20 protein-coding genes and 3 pseudogenes are annotated in these 21205 nt (G+C 68.8%); 13 read left to right on the top strand and 10 right to left on the bottom strand.

Annotation, left to right across the window (positions count from 1 at the left end; all coding sequences use genetic code 11):
• Positions 1–46 precede the first annotated feature (46 nt).
• The 3 genes from AB0F77_RS22785 to AB0F77_RS22775 all read left to right on the top strand — a co-directional run bounded on the left by AB0F77_RS22785 (position 47) and on the right by AB0F77_RS22775 (position 3416).
• A complete protein-coding gene (locus AB0F77_RS22785) occupies positions 47–958 on the top strand; it encodes an alpha/beta hydrolase (protein ID WP_361951499.1) in 912 nt (303 codons plus the stop codon).
• Positions 959–1717: 759 nt separating this feature from the next.
• On the top strand, positions 1718–2725 hold the full coding sequence (locus AB0F77_RS22780; protein WP_361951496.1) for an alcohol dehydrogenase catalytic domain-containing protein: 1008 nt from the start codon (positions 1718–1720) through the stop codon (positions 2723–2725).
• A gap of 109 nt (positions 2726–2834) precedes the next feature.
• Entirely contained in the window at positions 2835–3416 is a 582-nt protein-coding gene (locus tag AB0F77_RS22775) for a nitroreductase family deazaflavin-dependent oxidoreductase (RefSeq protein WP_361951493.1), read from the top strand.
• A gap of 123 nt (positions 3417–3539) precedes the next feature.
• Here the strand turns inward: AB0F77_RS22775 and AB0F77_RS22770 are convergent, their stop codons facing one another.
• The 3 genes from AB0F77_RS22770 to AB0F77_RS22760 form a co-directional block, all read right to left on the bottom strand.
• Positions 3540–3914, bottom strand: a complete 375-nt coding sequence (locus AB0F77_RS22770; RefSeq protein ID WP_361951491.1) for a nuclear transport factor 2 family protein — start codon at positions 3912–3914, stop codon at positions 3540–3542.
• 272 nt (positions 3915–4186) lie between these two features.
• The gene (locus AB0F77_RS22765; RefSeq protein WP_361951488.1) at positions 4187–4573 is read right to left on the bottom strand and encodes a TfoX/Sxy family protein; all 387 of its coding nucleotides are present in this window, start codon (positions 4571–4573) and stop codon (positions 4187–4189) included.
• A gap of 88 nt (positions 4574–4661) precedes the next feature.
• Positions 4662–5651: a YafY family protein gene (locus tag AB0F77_RS22760; RefSeq protein WP_361951485.1), complete on the bottom strand. Its 990-nt coding sequence runs from the start codon at positions 5649–5651 to the stop codon at positions 4662–4664.
• A 171-nt stretch (positions 5652–5822) separates the two neighbouring features.
• On the opposite strand from AB0F77_RS22760, the gene AB0F77_RS22755 reads away from it, so the two are divergent.
• Entirely contained in the window at positions 5823–6200 is a 378-nt protein-coding gene (locus AB0F77_RS22755) for a nuclear transport factor 2 family protein (protein ID WP_361951482.1), read from the top strand.
• Positions 6201–6439: 239 nt separating this feature from the next.
• Here the strand turns inward: AB0F77_RS22755 and AB0F77_RS22750 are convergent, their stop codons facing one another.
• Together AB0F77_RS22750 and AB0F77_RS22745 are read right to left on the bottom strand one after the other, a co-directional pair.
• Positions 6440–7882 (bottom strand): aldehyde dehydrogenase family protein, encoded by a 1443-nt coding sequence (locus AB0F77_RS22750; RefSeq protein WP_361951479.1) that lies wholly within the window; start codon positions 7880–7882, stop codon positions 6440–6442.
• A 485-nt stretch (positions 7883–8367) separates the two neighbouring features.
• The gene (locus AB0F77_RS22745) at positions 8368–9234 is read right to left on the bottom strand and encodes an SDR family NAD(P)-dependent oxidoreductase (RefSeq protein ID WP_361951476.1); all 867 of its coding nucleotides are present in this window, start codon (positions 9232–9234) and stop codon (positions 8368–8370) included.
• Positions 9235–9333: 99 nt separating this feature from the next.
• Between AB0F77_RS22745 and AB0F77_RS22740 the strand changes: the two genes are divergently transcribed.
• Both AB0F77_RS22740 and AB0F77_RS22735 read left to right on the top strand, forming a co-directional pair.
• Positions 9334–9999 (top strand): TetR family transcriptional regulator, encoded by a 666-nt coding sequence (locus tag AB0F77_RS22740; RefSeq protein ID WP_361951473.1) that lies wholly within the window; start codon positions 9334–9336, stop codon positions 9997–9999.
• Between the two features lie 608 nt (positions 10000–10607).
• Entirely contained in the window at positions 10608–11201 is a 594-nt protein-coding gene (locus tag AB0F77_RS22735; RefSeq protein WP_361951470.1) for a hypothetical protein, read from the top strand.
• Between the two features lie 109 nt (positions 11202–11310).
• Here AB0F77_RS22735 and AB0F77_RS22730 read toward each other — a convergent pair.
• Positions 11311–11868: pseudogene (locus tag AB0F77_RS22730) on the bottom strand (transposase); the annotation flags it as partial.
• Positions 11869–12058: 190 nt separating this feature from the next.
• The gene (locus tag AB0F77_RS22725; protein WP_361951467.1) at positions 12059–13612 is read right to left on the bottom strand and encodes a glucosidase; all 1554 of its coding nucleotides are present in this window, start codon (positions 13610–13612) and stop codon (positions 12059–12061) included.
• Between the two features lie 260 nt (positions 13613–13872).
• Here AB0F77_RS22725 and AB0F77_RS22720 point away from each other — a divergent pair, with 260 nt between their 5' ends.
• The 4 genes from AB0F77_RS22720 to AB0F77_RS22705 all read left to right on the top strand — a co-directional run bounded on the left by AB0F77_RS22720 (position 13873) and on the right by AB0F77_RS22705 (position 16668).
• A complete protein-coding gene (locus tag AB0F77_RS22720) occupies positions 13873–14229 on the top strand; it encodes a hypothetical protein (protein WP_361951464.1) in 357 nt (118 codons plus the stop codon).
• Positions 14230–14428: 199 nt separating this feature from the next.
• Positions 14429–14821: an FAD-dependent oxidoreductase gene (locus AB0F77_RS22715; protein ID WP_361951461.1), complete on the top strand. Its 393-nt coding sequence runs from the start codon at positions 14429–14431 to the stop codon at positions 14819–14821.
• Positions 14822–14951: 130 nt separating this feature from the next.
• Complete coding sequence (locus tag AB0F77_RS22710) at positions 14952–15392, top strand: hypothetical protein (protein ID WP_361951458.1); 441 nt, start codon at positions 14952–14954, stop codon at positions 15390–15392.
• A gap of 631 nt (positions 15393–16023) precedes the next feature.
• Positions 16024–16668 (top strand): dihydrofolate reductase family protein, encoded by a 645-nt coding sequence (locus AB0F77_RS22705; RefSeq protein WP_361951603.1) that lies wholly within the window; start codon positions 16024–16026, stop codon positions 16666–16668.
• 18 nt (positions 16669–16686) lie between these two features.
• Here the strand turns inward: AB0F77_RS22705 and AB0F77_RS22700 are convergent.
• Together AB0F77_RS22700 and AB0F77_RS22695 are read right to left on the bottom strand one after the other, a co-directional pair.
• Positions 16687–16913 (bottom strand): annotated as a pseudogene (locus AB0F77_RS22700) (IS630 family transposase); the annotation flags it as partial.
• A 401-nt stretch (positions 16914–17314) separates the two neighbouring features.
• Positions 17315–17692 carry an HIT family protein gene (locus tag AB0F77_RS22695; protein ID WP_361951455.1) on the bottom strand — a complete coding sequence of 126 codons (378 nt, stop codon included), beginning with the start codon at positions 17690–17692 and terminating at the stop codon, positions 17315–17317.
• An 81-nt stretch (positions 17693–17773) separates the two neighbouring features.
• On the opposite strand from AB0F77_RS22695, the pseudogene AB0F77_RS22690 reads away from it, so the two are divergent.
• Positions 17774–17906 (top strand): annotated as a pseudogene (locus tag AB0F77_RS22690) (IS5/IS1182 family transposase); the annotation flags it as partial.
• Between the two features lie 42 nt (positions 17907–17948).
• On the top strand, positions 17949–18398 hold the full coding sequence (locus AB0F77_RS22685; protein ID WP_361951600.1) for a tyrosine-type recombinase/integrase: 450 nt from the start codon (positions 17949–17951) through the stop codon (positions 18396–18398).
• A gap of 532 nt (positions 18399–18930) precedes the next feature.
• On the opposite strand, the gene AB0F77_RS22680 is transcribed toward AB0F77_RS22685, so the two are convergent.
• Positions 18931–20250 carry a NucA/NucB deoxyribonuclease domain-containing protein gene (locus AB0F77_RS22680; protein WP_361951452.1) on the bottom strand — a complete coding sequence of 440 codons (1320 nt, stop codon included), beginning with the start codon at positions 20248–20250 and terminating at the stop codon, positions 18931–18933.
• A gap of 382 nt (positions 20251–20632) precedes the next feature.
• On the opposite strand from AB0F77_RS22680, the gene AB0F77_RS22675 reads away from it, so the two are divergent.
• Complete coding sequence (locus tag AB0F77_RS22675; protein ID WP_361951449.1) at positions 20633–21178, top strand: hypothetical protein; 546 nt, start codon at positions 20633–20635, stop codon at positions 21176–21178.
• Positions 21179–21205 lie beyond the last annotated feature (27 nt).

Genomic DNA, 21205 nt, shown 5'->3' with positions numbered 1-21205 from the left:
CGTTGCGCACCGCGCGCTCACCCCCCGGACCGAAAGAGCGATCATCATGAGCAGCCCCGAACTCAAGCACATGGCCGCGTTCTACGAGGACATGGCCACCAAGTTCCTCCTCACCGACAACATCGGCATCTGGCGCGACGTCGCCGAGTCCCTGCACCTGCTCGCGAGTGAGCCGGAGGGTGTCACCTACCGGGATGTCGACGCCGGTGGCGTGCCCGCGCTCTGGGTGGTCCCGGCCGACAGCTCCACCGAGCACGTGCTGCTGCACAGCCACTCGGGCGGTTCGGTGGTCGCCTCCATGTGGATGGACCGCAAGGCGGTCGGCCACCTGGCCCGTGCCACCGGTGTCCCGGCCCTGCTGGTCAACTTCCGGCTGGCGCCCGAGCACAAGTTCCCGGCCCAGATCGACGACGTCGAGGCGGCCTACCGGTGGCTGCTCGACCAGGGGTACGACTCCGCGAAGATCGCCGCAGTCGGCCACTCCATCGGCGGCAACTACGCGGTGAACCTGGCCCTCACCGCCCGGCGCAAGGGACTGCCGCTGCCCGGCGCGGTGTTGTCGATGTCGCCGTGGTTCGACATCGCGCTCGACAACCCCTCGATCGACGGCAAGGCGAAGCTCGACAAGTCGCTCGGCCGCACCCAGCTCACCGCCTTCGGCGAACTGATGCTGGACGGCACCGGCGTGACGAAGACCGACCCCCGGATCAACATCGCGCACGCGGATCTGACCGGGCTGCCGCCGACCTTCGTCCTCTACGGCGACCAGGAGATCCTGACCGATGACAGCGAGCAGTTCGTCGCCCGGGCCCGGACGGCCGGCGTGGACGTGCGCCTGGAGGTGATCCCGGACGGACAGCACAACTTCCTGTTCGGCGCCGGAAAGGTCCCCGAGATCGACGAGGCGGTCGCCGTGATGGCCGCGTGGCTGCGCGAGAAGCTCGCCGTCCCCGCGTAAATGGCCTGATCCTGCACCCTCGGCTCCCCGTCCGTCCGCGCCGTGCGGTACGGCGGGGAGCGCGGCCCTTCTTGCGGCACGAAAGGGACTGATCCGGGGGGTCGGCCGGGCGAGCAGCACCAAACGAGACGATCACGGGGGCTGATGACGTCGGGGAGCAAAGGGGACGGCGGCCGCCAAGTCCGCCGCAACGGCGGGGAAGTGCGCACGGAGCGCAGGGACACGCGCCCGTCCCCGCCTGCGAGGACGGGCGTGACCAGCGGATGGCGTCGCCCGAGCAGACCGGGCGGCCCGACGGGGATGTGAGCGATGACGGCGGCTGATGCCGCCTCGCGAGCTTGTTGCCGTGTCCGCCGAAGGCGGCACGCGGGCGGCGCTGAAGATTCCGGGCGAACAGTTCGCGCTTCCTGCCGAACGCGCCGCACAGGCTCTGCGAGTGAGTCCGGGCCGCTGGCGCACAGGTCCTGCATGCTCCCCCGTCTCGCCCGTGCGCCAGAGCCACTTCCCCCGCATCGCGCGGCTCGTCCTCGTCGAACCTGCGCGGTCGCGCCATGAGCTCGGCGTACGGCTCAGGGAGGCCCGACCGAGGATCCGGCGCTCAGGTGCCGGGGGCGGGTCCAGCGCGGCGGGGGGGCAGCCGCCCAGGTACCGGGTGTTGCCGGCCGGAGCGGTAAGGCCACCAGTTTTTGACCGACCAACCAAAAATGACTTAGGTTGGGAGGCTAGAGGCAGTAACACGCCAGCACCTCAGGAGGAGCGATGCGCGGCATCGTCCATACAAGGCCGGGCAACCCGGCCGACGTTCTCACCTTGACCGACGGGCTGCCCGAACCCCGCCCGCGCCCCGGCCAGGTGGCAGTCACCCTGCGTGCGGCCGCGATCCACGCCGGCGACCTGCTCGGCGTGCGCGAAGGCTGGGCGGCGCCGACCACCGCGCTGCCCGCCGGCGGCGGCTCAGCGGGCAGCGGGGTGGTGCGGGCCGTCGGCGAGGGGGTGACGGGCCTCGTACCCGGCGACCGGGTCGCGTTCTTCGGCGCCACAGGCGCCTGGCAGGACGTGCTGCTGGCACCCGCCGCCCACGTGCACTCCGTACCCGACGCACTGCCGGACGACGTGGCCGCGCTCGCGCTGGTCAATCCGCTCACCATGCGCATGCTCATGCGGACCGTCGACCACCACGGAGCCGGGGCCGCCGGAGTGGACGGACCGATCCTGCACGCCGCGGCCGGGTCCGCGGTCGGCACCCTCGTCAGCGCTGCGGCCGATCGCCACGACCTGGCCCTGGTCGCCCTGGTCCGCACCGCGGACACCGCAGCCCGCTACCGGGCACGATGGCCAAAGGTCCCCGTCATCACCACCTCGGCCGATGGCTGGACCGAGCGCCTGGACGAGGCGATCGGTGACCGGCCCGTACGGGTGGCGCTCGACCCGGTCGGCGGACCGGTGAGCCGGGCGATGTTCGACCGGCTCGGCGAGGGCGGCACGCTGCTCTCCTACGGCCGCCTCGACCCCAGGCCCTCGGGCTTCGAACCGTTCGATCTGGTGCGGCGCCAGCGCGTGGCGGTCGGCGTCAGCATCGAGCAGTGGGCCGGGCTGGACGACGTCACCCGCGCCGACGATGTCGCCTTCGCATTCGACCTGGTGGCCACACACCCCGACCTCGCCGAGATCGCCGGCCACTACGACCTCGCCGAGCACCGCGCAGCGATCGCGCACGCGCAGCGCCCGGGCCGGACCGGCACCGTCCTGCTGACCAACCGCCCCTGACCGCGGCCCCTGACCGCGGCCCTTGACCGCGGCCCTTGGCCAACCGCCCCCACCGCGACCGCGCATGCCCGGGGCCCCGAAACCACCCCGCACCAGGAAGTGAGCCACAGTGCTGTTCCAGGAAACACACATCAAGGCGTACGAGGAGACCGCCGGCGCGGTCGGGCACGAATGGCGTCCTGGCCTGTTCACCCTCATCCTGCACACGGTCGGCCGGAGCAGCGGACTGCCGCGCAAGTTCGCCGTGATCTACCGGGCGACGGGCGACTCCTTCGTCCTCGTCGCCTCCCGCGGAGGCCACGACCGGCACCCCAACTGGTACCTCAACCTGCTGGCTCACCCGGAGATCGAGATCCAAGTCGGCGCCGAACACCTGCGCGTCCGGGCCCGCACGGCCACCGGCGCGGAACGGGACCGGCTGTGGCCGCAGATGGTGGAAACCTTCCCCACCTACGCCGAGTATCAGGCCATGACCGCGCGTGATCCCGGTCGTGGTCCTGGACCGGATCTGACGGGCGCTGCCAGCTCGCCACGCCCCGCATCCGGTTCCGCACCAGGACCGGGGAAAGCTCCCGCTGCTCCCACGCGGTGCACGAGGTCGGAGCCCTGCTCTCCGTCGGCGGTATCCACCACACCGGTCACACGCTGCCCGACGTCGCGCAGCTCCGCGCGGACTTCTACACCTGCTTGAGGGGCGTGCGCGGCGGGATGCGGCGCAGCCCTCCCTACTCGGATGGTGCGCACGCCGAGAGACCAGGAAGCCGAGCTGCGGCCCGCCCCGTGAAGGGGACGGCCGCAGCCTTCGGCAGAGAGATCAGCTCTGAGGAGAAAAGCCGGCCTTGATCGCGGGCGACAGGTCGAAGACGCTGGTTGCGTGGGTGATCTTGCCGTCGGCGACCGTGAGGTACTCCATGCCGCGGAAGTCCTTCGCGAACGGCGTCTGGACGGTGTAGACGGTCGCGACGTGCTCATCGTCGCCCAGCACGTCCACCAGCTCGCCGCCGGCCAGCGACGACGCGAACGGCTCCAGGAACTGGCGGTAGCCCTCCTTGCCGGTGATCGGACCGTAGGGGGCCTGGCAGATGATGTCGTCAGCGATGAAGCCCATCGCCTTGTCGACGTCTCCGCCCAGCCATGCGCGCACGTACTGTTCGGCGACCTTCTTGGCGGATCCGGTGGTGGCGGTCATAGCGCTGATTCCTTTCCTGAGGCGCTGCTCCGCGAGATCCCCGGGCCCGTGGCCGGTGGATCGCTTCCGGAGCGGCGGGGCCGCACCCTGCGACCCGACGACCACAACCCTTCCCGACTTATATGACATCCTCTGTCATATAGGTGAGGGAAATTCTTGAGCGATGAAATCCGACCGCCTGCTCTCGATCCAGCTGCTGCAGAGCCACGGACAGCTGGCCTCCTCCGACCTGGCCCGCCGCCTGGAAGTCACCGGGTGAGTAGGGCATTGCTTCAGCCCCGGCGTTGAGTTCGGCGGCCGGTGGCCTTGGACGGCAGCCTGTGCACGTATGCGATTCCCTGGCCGACCCAGAAGTCGAGCTGGGAGTCGGTTTGTAGGTCGTCGAAGCCGATGCCGGCCCAGCCGGTGAAGGTACGGCTGCCCATCGTGAGCGGATGTGCTTCGGGTCGGCTGAGGAGTTCGTCGGATCGCGAGGGGTCGATACGGATCATGAGTTCGCCTCCGGCGCGGACACCGACTGCGGCGTGGCCTGCCACGAAGGAGGTCACCACGCCGAACATGGACCGTTCGTCGGATGGGGTGTTCATGCTGGCGATGCATGCGCGGACTCGTTCGACCATGTCCTGGCGATCGCTGTCGGGGCCGTCTTCGCGGTTCACGGGCATCTCCTCACGTTGTTCTGGTCGGCACCGATGTGGGATGCCGTCGGTGTCGCAGCACGTGCCGCAGGTGGGCGGCGAGGGGGCGTCATCTGTCGGTGAGGTAGAGCTCGGCGGTCTCTTGGGCTTTGCGGGCCATGAGTTCGCGCAGGTCCTGCGGGGTGAGGACTTCGATGGCGGGGCCGAAGGCCAGGAGGGCAGTGGCGGCGAAGAGTGACTGGAAGCGTAGTTCGACCTCGGTCCATCCTTCTTGCGTGCTCGCTGTGCCGGTGGGGTCGTCCGGGGAGGGGGCGAGGTCGGCTTGGTGTACGCGCAGGAACATGGCGAGTGTGTCGTCGCGGACGCGGGTGGTGACGGTGAGCGGGGTGGGGAGGTCGTCGATGCCTCGGCGCAGGTGCTCCCACAGATCGGTGAGGTCGGTGTCTTCGCGTCGACGGACGGGTGTGGGGAGGACGGTGGCGGTCTGGGTTCGGTCGGTGCGGAAGAGGCGGGGTTCGCCGTTGTGGTCGGCGACCAGGTACCAGACGCCGGCCTTGTTCACGAGGCCGTAGGGGTCGAGGGTGTAGACACTGACGCGGTTGTCCCGGCCGTGGCGGTAGCGCAGTCTCAGGCGGCGGTCGGTGAAGACGGCCTGCTGGAAAGGGGCGAGGTCGACGGCGGGGCGGCGGGCGCCCGGTGTGCCGCGCCAGCGGACGGGGTCGATGATGATGCGCCGGCTCATCAGGTCGGCGTCGGGACGGTGCGCGGCGGGCAGCGCGGTCATGACCTTGCGCAGGGCGGAGCCGAGGGCCTGCCCGAGTCCGAGGTCGGTGTGGGCGGAGCCCGACACCAGGACGAACAGGGCCCGGGACTCGTCCGCCGTCAGACCGGTGACATCGGTGCGGTAGCCGGGGAGCAGAGCGATGCCGCCCTGCGGTCCGCGGACGGTGTAGACGGGCACGCCCGCCGCGGACAGGGCCTCCACGTCCCGCATGATCGTGCGGACCGACACCTCCAGGCGGTCGGCGAGGTCCGCGGACGGTAGCTGCCCGTGGGCTTGCAGCAGAAGCAGGATCGACAGCAGACGGTCGGATTTCATGGCAGCAAAACTCTCTCCTGTATATGGCAGAGGGTGTCATATACAGGGCCAATGATGCAGTCATGGGGCGCGCACCGAGCACGGCCCACTCACCGAAAAGAGAACCCCCTCCGATGCACGGCCGGTCTGTGCGGCCACGGCAACGGTGGGCTGAGGAAGGAAGCAACCGCCATGACTGCCACTCCCGAAACCGCCCGGCAGACCGCCGAGGAGTACGTCCGCGCCTGGCTCGCCGGCGACGCCGACAAAGCGCTCGGCTTCATCGCCGACGACGTCGTGTGCGAGGCACCCGGCGGCCGCATCGAGGGCCTGGCGGCCTACCGCGACTTCCTCGCCCCGTTCGTGGGCGGCCTCCTCGGCGGCCGGCTGACCGACGTACTGGTCAGCGACGACACCCACGCCGCGACCGTCTACACCGTCGACCTGCCCTTCGCCAAGGACTTCCGCGGCATGGAGTACCTGACCGTCAAGAACGGCCGGATCACCGAAGTGGTCAGCGTCTTCGACCTCACCCCGATCATCAACGCCGGCGCCGCCCCCCAGAACTGACCCACCCGTACCCGGACCCGCGACCGCTCCCCCGGCGGTCGCGGTCCCATTCCCTCTCACGGGTCAGGCAGGCCAGGCAGCGGGCGCAGGCTTGCCAGAGCCGTCCGATGATCTGATGCAGCCTCTGGAAGGCGGCCTTCGCCAGGCCCGGCACAACGGCGACCAGTAGGGGACGGGTCAGGGCATGCTCGCTCTCCCGCGCCTGCGCGCCGCCGCGCCCGCGGCAGATGGGTTGGCCCTCACAATTGGATGGCTTTGGTTTCCAGGTGTTCTTCAAGGCCATAGCGGCCGAATTCACGGCCGCCGTTGCCGGACTGCTTATATCCGCCGAACGGGGCGAGCATGTTGTACTGGCCGCCATTGACGTCGACCTGTCCGGTGCGCAACCGGCGGGCAACGGCCAAGGCGTGGTCGGGCTCGCCGAACACGGCGCCGTGGAGCCCGTAGACACTGTTGTTGGCGATGGCCACAGCTTGTTCCTCGTTGGTGTAAGGGATGACGGACAGCACCGGGCCGAAGATCTCTTCCTGGGCGACCACCGAGTCGGGGTCGACGTCCGCGAAAATCGTAGGCCGGACGTAGGCGCCACTCTCCAGGCCCGCCGGTCGGCCGGGACCGCCGAGGACGAGAGTGGCACCGTCGGCCACGCCCTGCTTGATGTAGTCCTCGACGCGCTGCCGCTGGGTCTCCGAAACCAGAGGCCCGAGTCGGGTCGCTTCGTCGGTCGGGTCGCCGACGCGGTACTCCTCGGCTGCGGCGAGGAGCAGGTCGAGAATGTGATGCTGACGGTCGGCCGGAACAAGCAGACGGGTCCAGGCCGCGCAGACCTGTCCGTTGTTGAACCAGGCGCTGGCCAGGCTCCGGGCAGCGGCCGTGGGGATATCGGCATCGCCGAGAATGATGCTGGCCGACTTGCCGCCGAGTTCCAACGCCACGCGCTTGACGGTGTCCGCGGCGGCCGCGGCCACGCGCTTGCCGACCGTGGTGGAGCCGGTGAAGGTCACCATGTCCACGTCGTGGTGCCGGCTGATCGCCTCGCCCACCACGGGGCCGGCGCCGTGCACGATGTTGAGCACGCCGTCGGGCAGTCCGGCCACGGAGGCGGCCTCCGCAAGAATCCGCGCGGTCAGCGGCGTGACCTCGGACGGTTTGACGACGAGGGTATTTCCGGCGAGGAGTCCGGGAGCGACCTTCGACATCATCTGGTTGAGCGGGAAGTTCCACGGAGTGATGGCACCGACCACGCCCAGCGGTTCCCGCACGACCAGCGAGTTGCCGATCTCCTCGCTCCAGGGGAAGTCCTCGACGACTCCGGCGAACGCCCTGGCCAGCGCGATGGGCTGGGCCGCCTGGCCGATCCGGGACTCGGCGGCGGGAGACCCGAGTTCCGCGGTGATGGTGGCCGCGATCTCCTCGAACCGGCCCTCCAGCGCGTCGGCCATGCGGCGTACGACCGCGACGCGCTCGGCCGGACTGGTGGACGCCCAGGCAGGGAAAGCCGCGCGGGCCGCCGCCACTGCCGCGTCTACGTCGGCCGCAGTGCCCGCCGGGACGGCCGCTACGGTCTGGCCGGTCGCAGGATTGACGACGTCGATCGTCTCCGGGCCGCCCTGGACCGGTCGGCCGCCGATCCAGTGGGCGGGTGCAGGGAATTGCGTCTTCTTGTCCTCATGAGTGGTCATAAAGCACCTCCGGTAAAAGGCCATGGGAGTGGTGTGTCAGTGCGGCGCGGGTTGTTCGCGCGAGAGTCAACGCGGACAGGGCGCGCAGGAGAGGTTTTTGAGTGGAATGCGCTATTCGGCAAGGGGAGGTGGCCATGTCCCCTCCGGGGGGGCCGCCTGCTGTGCGGCGACGCCCTGGCGAGGATCTCCGGCGTCGGCAAGTTCGGCGGGGGTGCCCATCTTGGGCGCGCCCCGGTGTCACGGCCCGGTGTCACGGCCCGGTACGAGTTGTCGTCACAGCCGCCGCGAATGGCGGTCCCGCGACTTGCGGGAGTGATGCCCAGGGACCGTGCGGGACGGGCTTCGGGGCGCCCCTGGCAGGGCTGCCGAGGCGAGCCCGACGTCGGCGGGATTGAGTGTCGCCGCCGCGCACGAGGGCCACCGGCCTTGGCGCATGGACGACGTGGTGCGCGATGCGCAGTACCGCTGCCGCCCCGGAGGGGTGTTCAGTCGGCGAGGGCGAGATACGCCTCGGAGGCCGCGGTGACTTTGCCGCCGTCGAGGTCGGCCGCGAGCTTGGGTGCGACGAAGTCGACGGCCCACGGGGTGCTCTGGCGCCGCAGCGGCGGGTTGTCGGAGACGAGCAGGTCCAAGAAGAGCGGGCCGAGTTCCTCCACCGGCTGCACACCCCCGGTGTTCGCGATGATGCGCGACAGCAGATCCCAGGGATCCGGGTAGGGGTTGTCCGGGATCTCCTCGTAGGGCAGGAGGTTCTCCAGGCGGCGCGGGGCCATGACGTCGGTGGCGACGGGGCCGGGTTCGACGATGGTGGTCTTCACACCGAAGCGGGCCACGACCGGGGCCAGGGACTCCACCGCGCCCTCCAGGGCGAACTTCGAGGAGGCATAGGCCTCGTTGTAGGGCGCGCCCATCACGCCGTTCGCGCTCGTGACCACGATCAGCCGGCCCCTGGTTGCGCGCAGGTGGGGCAGGGCGGCCTTGATGACGGCGAGGTTGCCGAAGAAGTTGGTCTCCATCACGAAGCGGTAGCCGTCCATCGTGATCTGCTCGGCCGTGCCCAGGGCGAAGATTCCGCCGGCGTTGGAGACGACCGCGTCGATGCGGCCGTAGGTGTCGGCCACGTCCACGACCAGGGCCTTGACGCCGTCGTGGTCGGTGATGTCCAGGAACTGGATGTCGAGCTCGACGCCTCGACGCACGGCTTCTCGCGCCAGGTCCTTCATCCGCTCCACATCCCGGCCGGTGGCAACCACCGAGTAGCCGGCCGCGGCCGCGTCCAGGGCGACCACGCGGCCGATGCCGGATGTCGTTCCGGTCACGAGCAGAACCTTTTTGCTGCTGTTGGCGGTCATGGGAAAACCTCCATGGGTAACGCACACTCTGTGCGCTATCCACGATAGGACGACTACGGCGGAAGCGCAACGCACTCCCGGTGCGTTAATCTCGGTGCCATGTCCACCCCTGCGTTCCAGCGCGCACGCTCGGCCGAGAGCAAACGCCAGCGCTCCCAGGCCCTGATCGACGCCGCCCGCTGCCTTGCCATCGAAGGCGGAGTCGCCTCGGTGACACTGACCGCCATCGCCAAACGCGTCGGCGTTCACCACTCGGCCATGCGCCGCTACTTCGACTCCCACAAGGACGTACTGCTCCAGCTCGCCGCCGAGGGATGGATCCGCTGGTCACAAGCCGTTCGCGACGCCCTCCAGGGGGAAGAAGCGGTCCCCCCGCAGCGCCTGGCCACGGTCCTGGCCGCCACTCTGGCCGCGGACCCCCTCTTCTGCGACCTGCTGGCCAACGTGCCCCTCCACCTTGAGCACGAAGTCGCCGTCGACCGCGTCATCGACTTCAAGAAACGCACCGGCCGGCCGATCGCCGACATGGTCGATGCCATCACCGCCGCCGTGCCCTCATTGGATGCCAATGGTGCCCGCGATATCGTCCTGGCCGCCGACGCACTCGCCGCCACGCTGTGGCAGGTCGCTCACCCGGCGCAGAGCCTGGCCGCGGCCCAGGAACGCAACCCCGGCCTCACGGTCATCACCGTCACCGACTTCCCCGGCACCCTGACGCGTCTGCTCACCGCCACCTGCCTGGGCCTCGCCGGCGACAACCGATGATGGCCTCGGAGTCCGCCCGGACACCAGCCGCAAAGTAGCGGGTGACCACGCACTCATCGGCACGGGGGCCTGCTCGTCGTGTTCCCGCAGCGTCCGCATGACGGTGGCGGGCGAGAGGTGCTATCCCCTATCGCGCCGGTGACCATACCGAGTCGCTTGGCGATGTCGCGCAGGCTCGTCTCCTGGCCACCCAGGTGGAGCGCCATGGACAGCATGGAGTCGTCAGCGACGCCCGCGCCCCGATGGTCTTGCCGCGCTTGCGGGCGGACTCGTGGCCTTCGACGGTGCGGGCGCGGAGGTATTCGCGCTCCACACCCGACATGGGTCGTGAGCACGGTGAATACGAGGCTGGCCGGGTCGAGTGAGCCCTTCAGTTCCCTGGTGTAAAAAATCCAGGCCAACGTCGCTTGCGCTCAGTTCGTCGGAATGGATGGCGAGCCCGATCGTCCTGGACGGCGTGTCGACGGTCACGTAATTCCCCACCAGCGGCGTCAACTTCCCCGCCCACACGTTCGAACGAGGCGGGTTTCTCCTGCGACCGATGATCCGTATGCGGTTTGCTCCGGTCGGCTCAGCCGATAAGAGCTGGTTCGCGTCCCGTCTCATGCGTGAAGATTCTCGGTGTGGCAGACACAGAACCTACGGAAGAAAAGACGCCGGACGGGCTGCTGGGCTGGTGCCTGGTGGCTAACGTGGCGCGGGAAACCGTGCGCGGAGAGAGTGGTCTCGACATCCAGCGCGGCACGAAGCACTTCCCGGTAGGCGCCCTGCTGTGGATTCCACCCGTGCGCTGGGACCCTGGCTGGGGTCGCTGGCATGCGGTCGGAAGGCACAGAGGCAACGGCCGCCGGTACGTCAACATGGTCGTGCGCGCGGACGACCTGGAGAACTTCCGGGTCAAGGGTGTCTACAGCGAAGGTCTCGTCCGCAGCCTCAACGGCTACGACCACGACCCGGCAGCCCCGCGCACCCTGCAGAACCCGTGGACTCGCGAGCGGGCCCAGAGCTGGGCGGACGGCCGGAACGACCTGCGCGAGAGCATTGTCATCGACGGCCAGCGTCACCCTCGGATCTCCGTTTCCAACCCTCCTCCGGCAGAGCTCCAGGTCGGCGGCGAAATCGTGCACCTCGCCCGGTACGGAACCAGGGGACCCCATTACAGTCGCATGCCCCCTCCCGTGGAATGGGTTCCCGAGACCTGAGGCGTGGCGTTCGAACGTGCGGGCGGGGAAGTTGACGCCGCTCGTCGGGAATTACGTGACGTTCCACACGGCGGCGAGTTTGTCCGGCTGGGTGATGAGGCCGACTGCCGTATCCCTTGCCGGCGTGCAGTTCGTCGGGCTTGCGCCGACGGGGGCCTCGCCGGGATCGGATCGGCGGTATGCCCTTCACGAGCGGGATCAGGGCCTGGCTGTCGTGAACGTTGGCACCAGAGACGCCGACAGGCGGGGGCAGACCGGTCCACTCGGTGATCAGGTGAATCTTCGAGCCGTACGTACCCCGGTCGACAGGATTCGGACCTGCCAACTCCCCTTTTTCAGGGCCCGCATGTTCACCGGGTCCATCGCACAGCGAGACCGGTCCAGGTCACCGCGGGAGCCTAGTTCGTCGAGGAACACGCGGGCCCTCGTCCACTCGGTGAACCGGCGGTGAGCTGTCGCCCCGGACGGTCCGAACGACGACGTCGGCAACTGCTGCCACGTGCGGCCGACGCCGCCACGAACACGATCGCTGCCAGCACCTCACGGCCTCCGTGCGGCGCCGACCACCACCTTGAGACCACGATGGCGCCTCCGGCACGACCCACTGGAACAGTTCCCACAACTCGTCCGACACCAGCCGCCCAATGATCCCCACCACGACCGACAGCCCACTCAGCCAAATGAGATGACGTCTTGGAAGTACGGCACGCTGACGGGACTAGTTTCCCGCTTCCACCCCTGCGCAGCGGGCTCGGCGGCGGCGGGCATTTTCGCCGCGCCTTCTCCGTCACCCGCGTAAGGGGGCCGGCCAGGTACCGGAAGCGTTTTACCAGTACCCGGCCGGGGCCGGACCGGGATCAGTGAGCGGATCCGGCGGTTCCCTTCCATCGATAGGTGGCGAACGAGCCCGCCGGTACGGTCGCCACGAAAGCATGTCCGCCGACGACGACGCGGACGGTGCGGTCGGCCTCGGAGCTGTTGCCGAGGACTGCGACATAGCCGCTCCTGCCGGAGCGGTAGACCACGTTGCTCACGCCGTTCTGCGCGGCGCTGGACTCCAGTCGTCGGTCACCGGGCGAGAGGTACTTCGCGAACTGCCCCATGGCGTAGAGCTCGTCGCGGACGGTGAAGTCCTTGGTGCTCGTGTTCACCTTCACCAGCCGGTCCGGCCACTTGGTGGTAGCCGCAACCTCGTCCCAGTTGATGTTGTTGTCGCGGGCGGGCGTCCAGTGCAGCGTGCCGCCGTCCTGGTCGGTGGTCTGCGCCCACAAGATGTACGAACCGGCGTCGAGACGGAAGTAGTCGAGGATGGTCGACGGTGACAGGTCGCTCGTCTCCGTCATCTCGACCGGCTTGCCCGTCTCCTCATAGGCATCGCGCATGACCGTGGGATCGCCCCAGTACGGATGGAAAGCTATGGCATCGGCCGCCTTGCGCACCTGCTCGCCCTTCACCGAACCGTCCGGTGCGTCGTCGAAGATGCGGTGGTAGTTCTTGGTCCCGGTGCTGTTGGGGTCGCGCCAGTCCCAGAAGTTGAAGTCGTGTACGTACAGCCGGGTCTTGAGCCGGGCAGAGGTGAACTCCCGCTTCATCGCCAGGGCGAGCTTCTGCTGCTGGGCGATGCTGATGTCCATGGCCGGGTAGACGACGTCCATGCCGGGCTCGTTGAGCAGGGTCAGCGCGTCGACGCGGATGCCGTGCCGGGCGTACGCCTGGACGTACTTGACGTAATAGCGGGCGAAGACCTCGATGCAGTCGTCCCGCAGCTTGCCGACCTGGTAGTAGTCCGTGGTGCTGCCCGGCTTGAGCGCGACCTCGCCGGTGAACCGGTTGTTCGTCTTCATCCACGCGGGCGCGCTCCACGCCGAGGCGAAGAACGTGGCGCGCGGGTTGTAGTGCTGGATGAGCTTGATCGTGTCGATGATGTGCAGGTCGACGTCGCGCTGGATGGAGAAGTACTTCAGGCCGAAGTCGTCCTTCACGCCCGCGGGCAGGTCGTCCTCCGACCAGAAGGGCAGGTGCTCGATGAGGTCGGGGCTGCCGATCGTCAGCCGGAACCGGTCGAGGCCCGCGCCGTGCACGGGGTCGACGAGCAGCCGTATGGCCTCACGGCGCTTGGCGGGCGTGAGCTTCCACAGGTTGGACACACTCGTCTCGTCCAGCGAGAAGCCGATGCCCTCGTACTCCTGTCGCAGGGCGCGGGTGTCGGCGATGACGGTGGCGTCGACCGGACCGGAAGAAGAGCCTGTCCGAACGGGCGGCAGCGACTGCCAAGCGTGCGCGGCCCCTGCAGAGAAGGTGCCGGCCACGGCGCTGCCGCGCCCTGCCGATGCCTGGGCGTCCCGGTCCGCGTGGGCGGCAGGGCTTACGCCGAACAATACGGACAACGTCGTGGCCGCGACGGCCGCCATGGTTGTGAAAGTACGTCTCACGGTCGCAACTCCCCACTTCGGCAGCATCGTTGCGAGGCGATCCAAGCAATGTCCGTACTGTTAAGTCAAGGCTTGAATAAAGAAATGAGATCCCAGAGTGGATCCTGTCCGCGGCATTTTCCGGGGACGACGCCGATGACGACGCCGGGTCAGGCCCCGATGGTGGACCAAGATGATGCTGGGCCGACTACCAGACGTTGCTGGCCTACATGTCGACCTATATGACCACGGTGGGCAAGATGTCCACGAACACCTCGCTGGTCATCAGTTTGTTCGCGTTCATCGCCTTCGCGTCCGCGTGCACGCTTTTCGGCCTGCTCACCGACTTCGTCGGGCGTAAACCGGTGCTGATCGGCGGGGCGATCTCGATCGCGGTGATCACGATACCGACTTACCTGCTCATCATGGCCGGTGAGTTGTTGTGGGTGGTGGTCGCGCAATTACTGCTGGTCCTGCCGATCGCTGCAGTGCGGGCAGCGGGCAATACGATGGCGGCGGTCTACGGCGTCGCGATCGCCGTGATCGACATTCCGTTGCTCGCCAAGGGAATCCCGGAGAGCTACAAGTTCTCGATCAAAACCGGACACGCGTCCTAGCCGCCCGTCCTACCGCTGCTGATGCGGTTCGCCGGGAGCGGCAGGGTCAGTCAACGGGCGCAGCCCCGCAGGCAACCGGGGAACAGTTCGGTCGCGGGCGGGACCGGTGTCATCCGCGCGATGAGCATTTCGGCCCGCGATGCCGGTGAAATGGGGTGGACAGCCACGGAACGAACGACTCGCAGAAAGAGCCTCCATCGTGGATGTCGACCATTCCCAGTACGTCGTCGTCGGAGCGGGACTCGCAGGCGCGACCACCGCATGGCAACCGGCCGCGGCCGGGCACGAGGTCACGATCGTCGAGCGTGGCACACCCGCCGACTCAGCCGGCTGCTCGCGCGGATCGGCGAGGATCTTCCGCTGCGCCTACCCATCCGAGTTCTCCACACGCCTGGTCGCGCGTTCGCGCGCACTCTGGGCGCAGCCGGAATCGGCGAGCGCCCAGGCTCTGATCACCACAACTGGCGCTGTGGATTACGGCCACGTCTTCGCCGTCCGGCGAGCGGCTGAATGCCATTGCCAGGCTTCTCGTGCGCTGCTCGAGGTCCCAATCGGCGACACAGCCGTGGGTACCAACGCACCGTTGACGTAACGGCACTTGTGACACCAGTGACAGGACCGCGACAAAAGAGCCCACAACTCTCAGGGGGCCTCCCCGGTCTCACTTGGCGTGGACGGCGACGACCGGCCGTCCAGTCAAGAATCCAACCGGGGGGAACACCATGAAGTCGATCCGCCGCAAGGCAGCTACCGCGGGCGCCCTTGCCGTCCTCGCCCTGGGCGGCACGCTCGCCGCGACCGCACCGGCTTCGGCCGCCACGGCCGGCGCCTACAACGGAGTGTGCGGCACAGGGTATGAGGTCTTCATGTCGACTCCGATCAAGTCCTCGCAGACCACCGTGGTCGCCACCACGTACGTGGCCTACAGCTCCGCGGACAAGCAGTGGTGCGCTGTGACGGTGCGCAACAAGCCCGGCGCCCGCGTGTTCATGGAGGTCACCCTGGACACCTGGCCGACCGGCAACAACCCGGCCAGGGACGCCGGCTCCTACACGACCTACGCCGGCCCGGTGTACAAGGACCTCCCCGAGCCCGGCCAGTGCATGACCTGGAGCGGTTCGATCGACATCTACTACAACTCCGACCAGGGCCTGTGCCCCTGACCCAACGAGCTGCCGGCGTGGTCGACTCCCGGGCCGATCACGCCGGCTGCCTCCGCAGCGGCAAGACCGTCTGCCGACCGCCGGCGCCGCCTGGTCCAGACGGCCGGCGGGCCCGTAATCCGCCTCCCACCCCGCGAACGACACCAGCCGGCACCCGTCCGTCATCCCGCGCCGACGCCAACCGCGATGTTCGCGAAGCCCTCCCGCCACCAGCCCTCCACGGGCTTCGCCAGCGAGATCGACGACATCGTCCTCGCGTGGCACCGGCCGGGTCATCATCCCGTCGCTGTCCATAATGGCCGCCGAACGGCAGGTCGTCGGTGCCAGCAAGCGGCCGTTCAGCGGAGTGCACGTGGTGCTTGCGATGGACGGGCGACATGTCGCGTGGCAGGCGGTAGTAGAGGCGGGAAAACTGCACTGTTCTGTCGCTCAAACCACAGCTGTACACCGGCCACTGGCGCCACTCCACTCAATCCGACCTGATCTTCCGCCTGCCGGGCCGACGATGTCGGCCACAGACCGTTGCCCGGAAAAGGTTGCGGGCCGCTGTCGATCCGGCCGCGTCCCGTTCGACGTCATGGTGTGCGGCACCTCGCTGCACAATGACGCGACAGGACTGGGGAGGACGCACGTGGATCAACTGCTAAAAGTCATGAACTTCAACGTCTCGAGTGATGGAATCGGCGCCGGTGAGCACCAGAGTCTCGAGCGGCCGTTCGGCCACGACCATCCCGAGAGGCTGTTCGCCTGGGCCGGGGCCACGGCGAGCTGGCTCAGGCGCACGGATCCCGGGGGGAGCCGGGGCCTCGACGACTACTTCACGCGGGACTTTGCGCGCAACATCGGCGCCGAGATCATGGGCCGCAACAAGTTCGGGCCCCAGCGTGGGCCCTGGCAGGACCATGAGTGGCGCGGCTGGTGGGGGGAGGAGCCCCCGTTCCGCACCCCGGTGTTCGTCATGACCCACCACACGCGTCCGTCGTTCACGCTCGGCGACACCACGTTCCACTTTGTCGACGGCGACCCGGCCACGGTTCTCGAACGGGCGCGGGACGCGGCGCAGGGCAAGGACATCCGGCTCGGCGGCGGGGTCACCACCATCCGGCAGTTCCTCGATGCCGACCTCGTCGACACGCTGCATGTGGCGGTCTCGCCGGTGAAGCTCGGGGCCGGACTACGGCTGTGGGAGTCCCCCGACGAACTGCTCGACCGGTTCCACCTGGAGGTCGTGCCCAGCCCGAGTGGTGTGACGCACCACCTGTTCTGGCGAAGGTGAGGCGAGGGACCACTCGAGTCAGGCCGCGGCGGTGAGGGGGCGTCCGCCCCAGCGGATGCCCTTCTCACTGCGGATGGGGGCGCGTTCCTTGCGTTCGGCAGCCAGTACCTCGCGGTGGCGGGCGTTGGCGTTGCGCCGGCGGAGGTAGGCGTGCAGGGCCCGGGTCTGCACGGCATGGCTGGGTGATCGGAGTCGGCGATGGTGAACTGCCTCAGCGGTCCGAAGTGCGCTTCGACCGGGTTCGCGCGAGGAGGCGGCGGGCAGTGGTGGCGTTGATGACGGTGCCCTCGAAGCGCGGGGCGCGGGCGGTGTGGTGCGCCGGGCGGCCGAGCCAGAGAGGCCGCCGTCGGCCTGGAGGTCGTCGTTGAGGTCGGCACCGGTATCGGCCACAGCGCGGACGGTTTCGATGTCGATCAGTGTCCCGGTCGACCTGGTCCTCGTAGCGGTCGGCCCGCTTGTCGTCTCGGGACTCGGGAGTCAGAACGGTCAGCGGCTGCTCGTCGACCCACTGAGCGGCCAGGGCCCCGATGCCGGCGGGCCTCCAGGACGGGAGCAGGGCGCTCCTGTCAGGGGGTGGGGCCCGCCAGGACCACGGAGGCTCCGGCGGCGGGCAGGGTTTCGCGGGCCATGACGAGGTTGATGTTGCTCACGAGGAGGTTCCGTTCTGCGCACTGGCGCGGGCGGTGTGCTGCGGAGTCCAGGGCAGGGGCAAGTCGTCGTCCGTCTGTCGGGGCACGACGTGAACGTGGAGGTGGAAAACGCTCTGGGTCGCCTCGATGCCCTTCGAGGTGATGATGTTCGCGGCGGGGAGTTCGGCCATGAGCTCGGCGGCGCGGCGCATCACCGCGGCGGTGGCCCCCGGGTCGGTGCCGGCGTCCCGGACGTGGACGCGCGGCAGGACCATGACGTGCCCCTTGGCCACTCCGCCGCTTTGCGGGCGGATCACGACGGCGTCGGCCCATTCGCGGATGATGACGGCCGGGGCGGTGCCGGCCGCGATGGCGCAGAACGTGCAGGTCTCCATGTCGGGACTCCTTACGAGTTGGTGCGTGACAGCGGGTGAGGCGTCGTGTCTGGCCGGTGGCATGATCTGTCTGTGGTGATCATGGTCAATCGGGCAGTGGTGGCGTATCGGCTGTTCAGAGGAGTTGGCGGAGCCGTGGCAGGCCGGGGTTGAGGGTCGTCGCCATGCCGCACGAGGCGGGGTCCAGAAGCGGGCCTCGGGAGCCGGCGCCCGGCGAGACCCGACCCGACCCCTGACCTACCACGGTGCCCACCGGATGTTCGAGCGCGTCAACGCCTCGCTCGGCGCCGACTGGACACTTCACGACCTGCGGCACAGCGCGGCCGCCCGCATGGTGCGAGACCCGAAGCTGACGCTGTCCGACGTGCAGTGGGTGCTCGGACACGCTCACCTGTGCGCCACGGAGGTATATCTGACGCCGCACAAGGACGAGGTCGTGGCCGACGTGCCGGCGCACCACGCGCGCCAGGTCCGCGAGAACATCCAGCCAGTACCTCCAGACCGGCACCGGGCTACGACCCAGGATCGCTGGACGTCCTGTTCGGGCGCTCGTCATGACGGCTGTCGTCAAGCACGCGACACGCAAGCCGTTGAAGATCACGCACGTGACCGCGGAGCAGGCCCAGGCGCGGAACAGCCGGCTACGCGAGCAGTTCCCGGCCCGGACCGCGGAGCGGTGGTGGTCCCAGACCGCGCAGTCGTCTGAGGAGACGCTGCGACGCGTGACGGCGCCGCCGTTCCTCCCTGCGGCGAACGGCACCCGACCTGAACGCCGCCGTGGGATGACCAAGCTGCTGCATCGGCTGTCGGGCCAGCCCGGGGACACATGGCAGCAGCGCTGGATGGCCACGGGGGCCGAGGACTTGTGCGGAGCCGCCTGGGTGGGGCTCCCACAGCGGTGGCTGAGCGAACACGGGCCCTCACGTCGCATGACCGGGAAGACCTGGTCTCTGGACTGCTCATGCTCCGGAGCCCTCGGAGGACGAGGACGATACCGCGTCATGATGCCCACCAGGGTGAGGTTCCCCTGAGTACTCCCGGAGATCATGGGCTCGCTGTCTGTCCTCTTCGTACGCGAGCGCCTCGGCCAGCCTGCGCGAGAGCTGGAACACGATCCGCCCGGCTGGGGCGGACCGTACGCGGAACCGGACGGGTGTGGAAGTGGCCTGACGGGCGGCAGGGGGCGCCCGCTGCCGTGGCGGGCGCCCCCTCTGCCTCTCCGGGAGGTGTGCCGGTGCTCAGTCCTGGATCTCGACCCAGTAGGGGTCGCGGTCGTACAGGATGCGGTCGCTGAAGAGGTACCACCTCAACAGGCCACCGGCGGACCGGTTCTGGCTGCGGTCCACGGCGCGCACCGAGAAGGCCCAGTCGACGCTGGCTGCTCCTTCGTTGGTGACGGAGAAGGGGTACTCGTCACAGTCGAGTGTGCTCGTGTCGTAGGGCGGCAGCCCCCAGTCACCCTCGTAGGGCGGCCGGCGGTTGCAGGCGTTGTCCTTCATGTTCTCGTTGAGCGTGTCGATGATGCCGCCGTCGGGAACGCGGGTCAGACCCCGGCCGTCGCGCGTGCCGGTGTACTTGCCGGGGATGTCCTTGGTCTCGTCCAGCTCGACGGGGTAGGTGCGGGTGGGATCGTCCTGCGCGAAGCGGATGTGCCGGGCGACGGCTTCGACGCGGGTGTCGCTGATCTTGTAGATGAGGTGCGGGACGACGTTGTAGTTGACGCAGGCCCTCGGGTAGTCGACGCCGAAGTTGGAGAAGTAGTTCGCCGAGTCGCAGCGGATCTGCCAGCTGTCGGTGCGTCCTTCGGGGCCCTTGTACTCGTCGTCCTCGCCGCCGCCGAAGCGGAAGAACCAGTCGTGGAAGAGGACCTTGTCCACGGCGGTGCTGGCTTCCTCGTGGGAGTAGATGTCCCAGTGGAGCCACTCGTCGTGGAAGTCCCACTGATCCCAGGTGTGCTCGACGCCGCTGCCGGTCCCCTGGCAGTAGTCGTAGCCGTCCGCGCAGTCGGAGAGGATGTACATGTGCAGGTCGGGCGCTGTGAACCAGCGGTCCCACAGGTCCCAGTCGTCGTACGAGACCGAGCCCTCCTCGACGCGCAGATAGGTTCGGATGCCGCGCTGGGTACCGCTGCCGACGGCTGCCGCCTGGGCGACGAAGGAGTTGGTGCCCTGGTACTCCAGCTCGCCGTTGCTCTCGACCTCCCAGTAGCGCAGCCCGATCCGCATCCGGTGGCACCACACCCACCGGTTGAACGTGAGCCCGCCGGGCTGGTTGACCGCGTCACGGTCGAGGCAGGTCTGGCCGTCCTGCGGCGGGGTGTCACCCCAGGAGGTCGGCGGTGCGGCCGTGACGGCCACCCCGTCGGCCCGTAGGGAGACTTTGGAGGTGTCCCCGTATTCGGAGGCGCTGGCCCCTCTAGTCGCGACTTCGGCCAGTTTGGCGTTCGCCTGCGCCTCGGTGAGCGGCTTGCCCTTGGCTGTCGCCTTGGCGGCGACCGTCCAGTCGGACCGGTCGAGCGTTCCCGCCGCCTTCAGTCCGTCGTACCGGGCCTCGCTCATGACGACAGGTTCGACGACGTAACGCGATGTCGCGGACGGACGTTCCGCGCCGGTCGCGTCGGGTGCGGCCAGGAAGGCTGATAAGAGCACCGCGGCCAGGGTTGAACCCGCCAGTCTGATCCGGTTTTTGGCTCTTTTCATAGGTACGTTCAACCCCATTCCTTTGGTGGAGTGTTGGTGCGCGGTTGACACTGCCGATACGTCATGATCACGTCAACCCATTCGACAGTCCGAGCTCCGAGGGTCCGGAGACGTCGTGGTGACGAGCGTTGCGCGACAAGCCGATGCGGCCTGGACCCGGATCGAGGCATGGCTCGCCCGCCACGCCCCCCGGGTTCATGCGGCCCTGTGCCCGCCCGCGCCCAGGCACACCCTCAAGCTCGTGGAAGAGACGACCGGCGCCGCGCTGCCCACGGACCTCGCCGCCTGGTGGGGCAGGCGCCACGGGCTGCGCCGGTCGCCTTCGTCGGGCAGCCTCTTCCCGGACCGCTACGACCCGCTCCCCCTGGGGGACGCCCTCCAGCACCGGGCGCTCTTCCTGGACACGGCCCGCCGCACCTGCCCTCCGGAACTCCAGCCGCAGTTCGAGGCGTTCCAGGACCGCTGCACCCGCGAGCCGGCAGGCACGCTCTATCCCGGCGAAGCCCTTCTCCTGTGGCTGCCCGCCTGGATTCCCATCGCCCACGACGCGGCGGGAGGCGGCCTGTTCGCCGACCTGCGTGCGGGGCGACACCACGGCTGCCTGGTCCGCTACACGGACCACGGCCACGCGCCCGAAGCCGCCTGGCCGGATCTCGCCACACTGCTGACCCACGTGGCCGACACCCTCGAATCACTCGACGATGCCGACCGAGCGACTGGCGCCGCGGTGACAATCGGCCGCTGGACCGTGCCGGGGCCGGGATCGGGGCCGGGGCCTCTTGAATGACTGACGCCCAGTGGGCTCACCTGCCGG

Source organism: Streptomyces sp. NPDC026672 (genome assembly GCF_040638185.1).
Taxonomy (GTDB): domain Bacteria; phylum Actinomycetota; class Actinomycetes; order Streptomycetales; family Streptomycetaceae; genus Streptomyces.
The sequence above is the reverse complement of the archived record's forward strand: the minus strand, read 5'-3'. Positions and strand labels throughout refer to the sequence as shown.

What these genes read in the sequence shown, in the direction of transcription:
- AB0F77_RS22785 (WP_361951499.1), top strand. Translation starts at nt 47, where the DNA reads ATGAGCAGCCCCGAACTCAAGCACATGGCCGCGTTCTACGAGGACATG.
- AB0F77_RS22780 (WP_361951496.1), top strand. Translation starts at nt 1,718, where the DNA reads ATGCGCGGCATCGTCCATACAAGGCCGGGCAACCCGGCCGACGTTCTC.
- AB0F77_RS22770 (WP_361951491.1), bottom strand. Translation starts at nt 3,914, where the DNA reads ATGACCGCCACCACCGGATCCGCCAAGAAGGTCGCCGAACAGTACGTG.
- AB0F77_RS22760 (WP_361951485.1), bottom strand. Translation starts at nt 5,651, where the DNA reads ATGAAATCCGACCGTCTGCTGTCGATCCTGCTTCTGCTGCAAGCCCAC.
- AB0F77_RS22755 (WP_361951482.1), top strand. Translation starts at nt 5,823, where the DNA reads ATGACTGCCACTCCCGAAACCGCCCGGCAGACCGCCGAGGAGTACGTC.
- AB0F77_RS22750 (WP_361951479.1), bottom strand. Translation starts at nt 7,882, where the DNA reads ATGACCACTCATGAGGACAAGAAGACGCAATTCCCTGCACCCGCCCAC.
- AB0F77_RS22745 (WP_361951476.1), bottom strand. Translation starts at nt 9,234, where the DNA reads ATGACCGCCAACAGCAGCAAAAAGGTTCTGCTCGTGACCGGAACGACA.
- AB0F77_RS22740 (WP_361951473.1), top strand. Translation starts at nt 9,334, where the DNA reads ATGTCCACCCCTGCGTTCCAGCGCGCACGCTCGGCCGAGAGCAAACGC.
- AB0F77_RS22725 (WP_361951467.1), bottom strand. Translation starts at nt 13,612, where the DNA reads ATGGCGGCCGTCGCGGCCACGACGTTGTCCGTATTGTTCGGCGTAAGC.
- AB0F77_RS22720 (WP_361951464.1), top strand. Translation starts at nt 13,873, where the DNA reads ATGTCCACGAACACCTCGCTGGTCATCAGTTTGTTCGCGTTCATCGCC.
- AB0F77_RS22710 (WP_361951458.1), top strand. Translation starts at nt 14,952, where the DNA reads ATGAAGTCGATCCGCCGCAAGGCAGCTACCGCGGGCGCCCTTGCCGTC.
- AB0F77_RS22695 (WP_361951455.1), bottom strand. Translation starts at nt 17,692, where the DNA reads ATGGAGACCTGCACGTTCTGCGCCATCGCGGCCGGCACCGCCCCGGCC.
- AB0F77_RS22685 (WP_361951600.1), top strand. Translation starts at nt 17,949, where the DNA reads ATGTTCGAGCGCGTCAACGCCTCGCTCGGCGCCGACTGGACACTTCAC.
- AB0F77_RS22680 (WP_361951452.1), bottom strand. Translation starts at nt 20,250, where the DNA reads ATGAGCGAGGCCCGGTACGACGGACTGAAGGCGGCGGGAACGCTCGAC.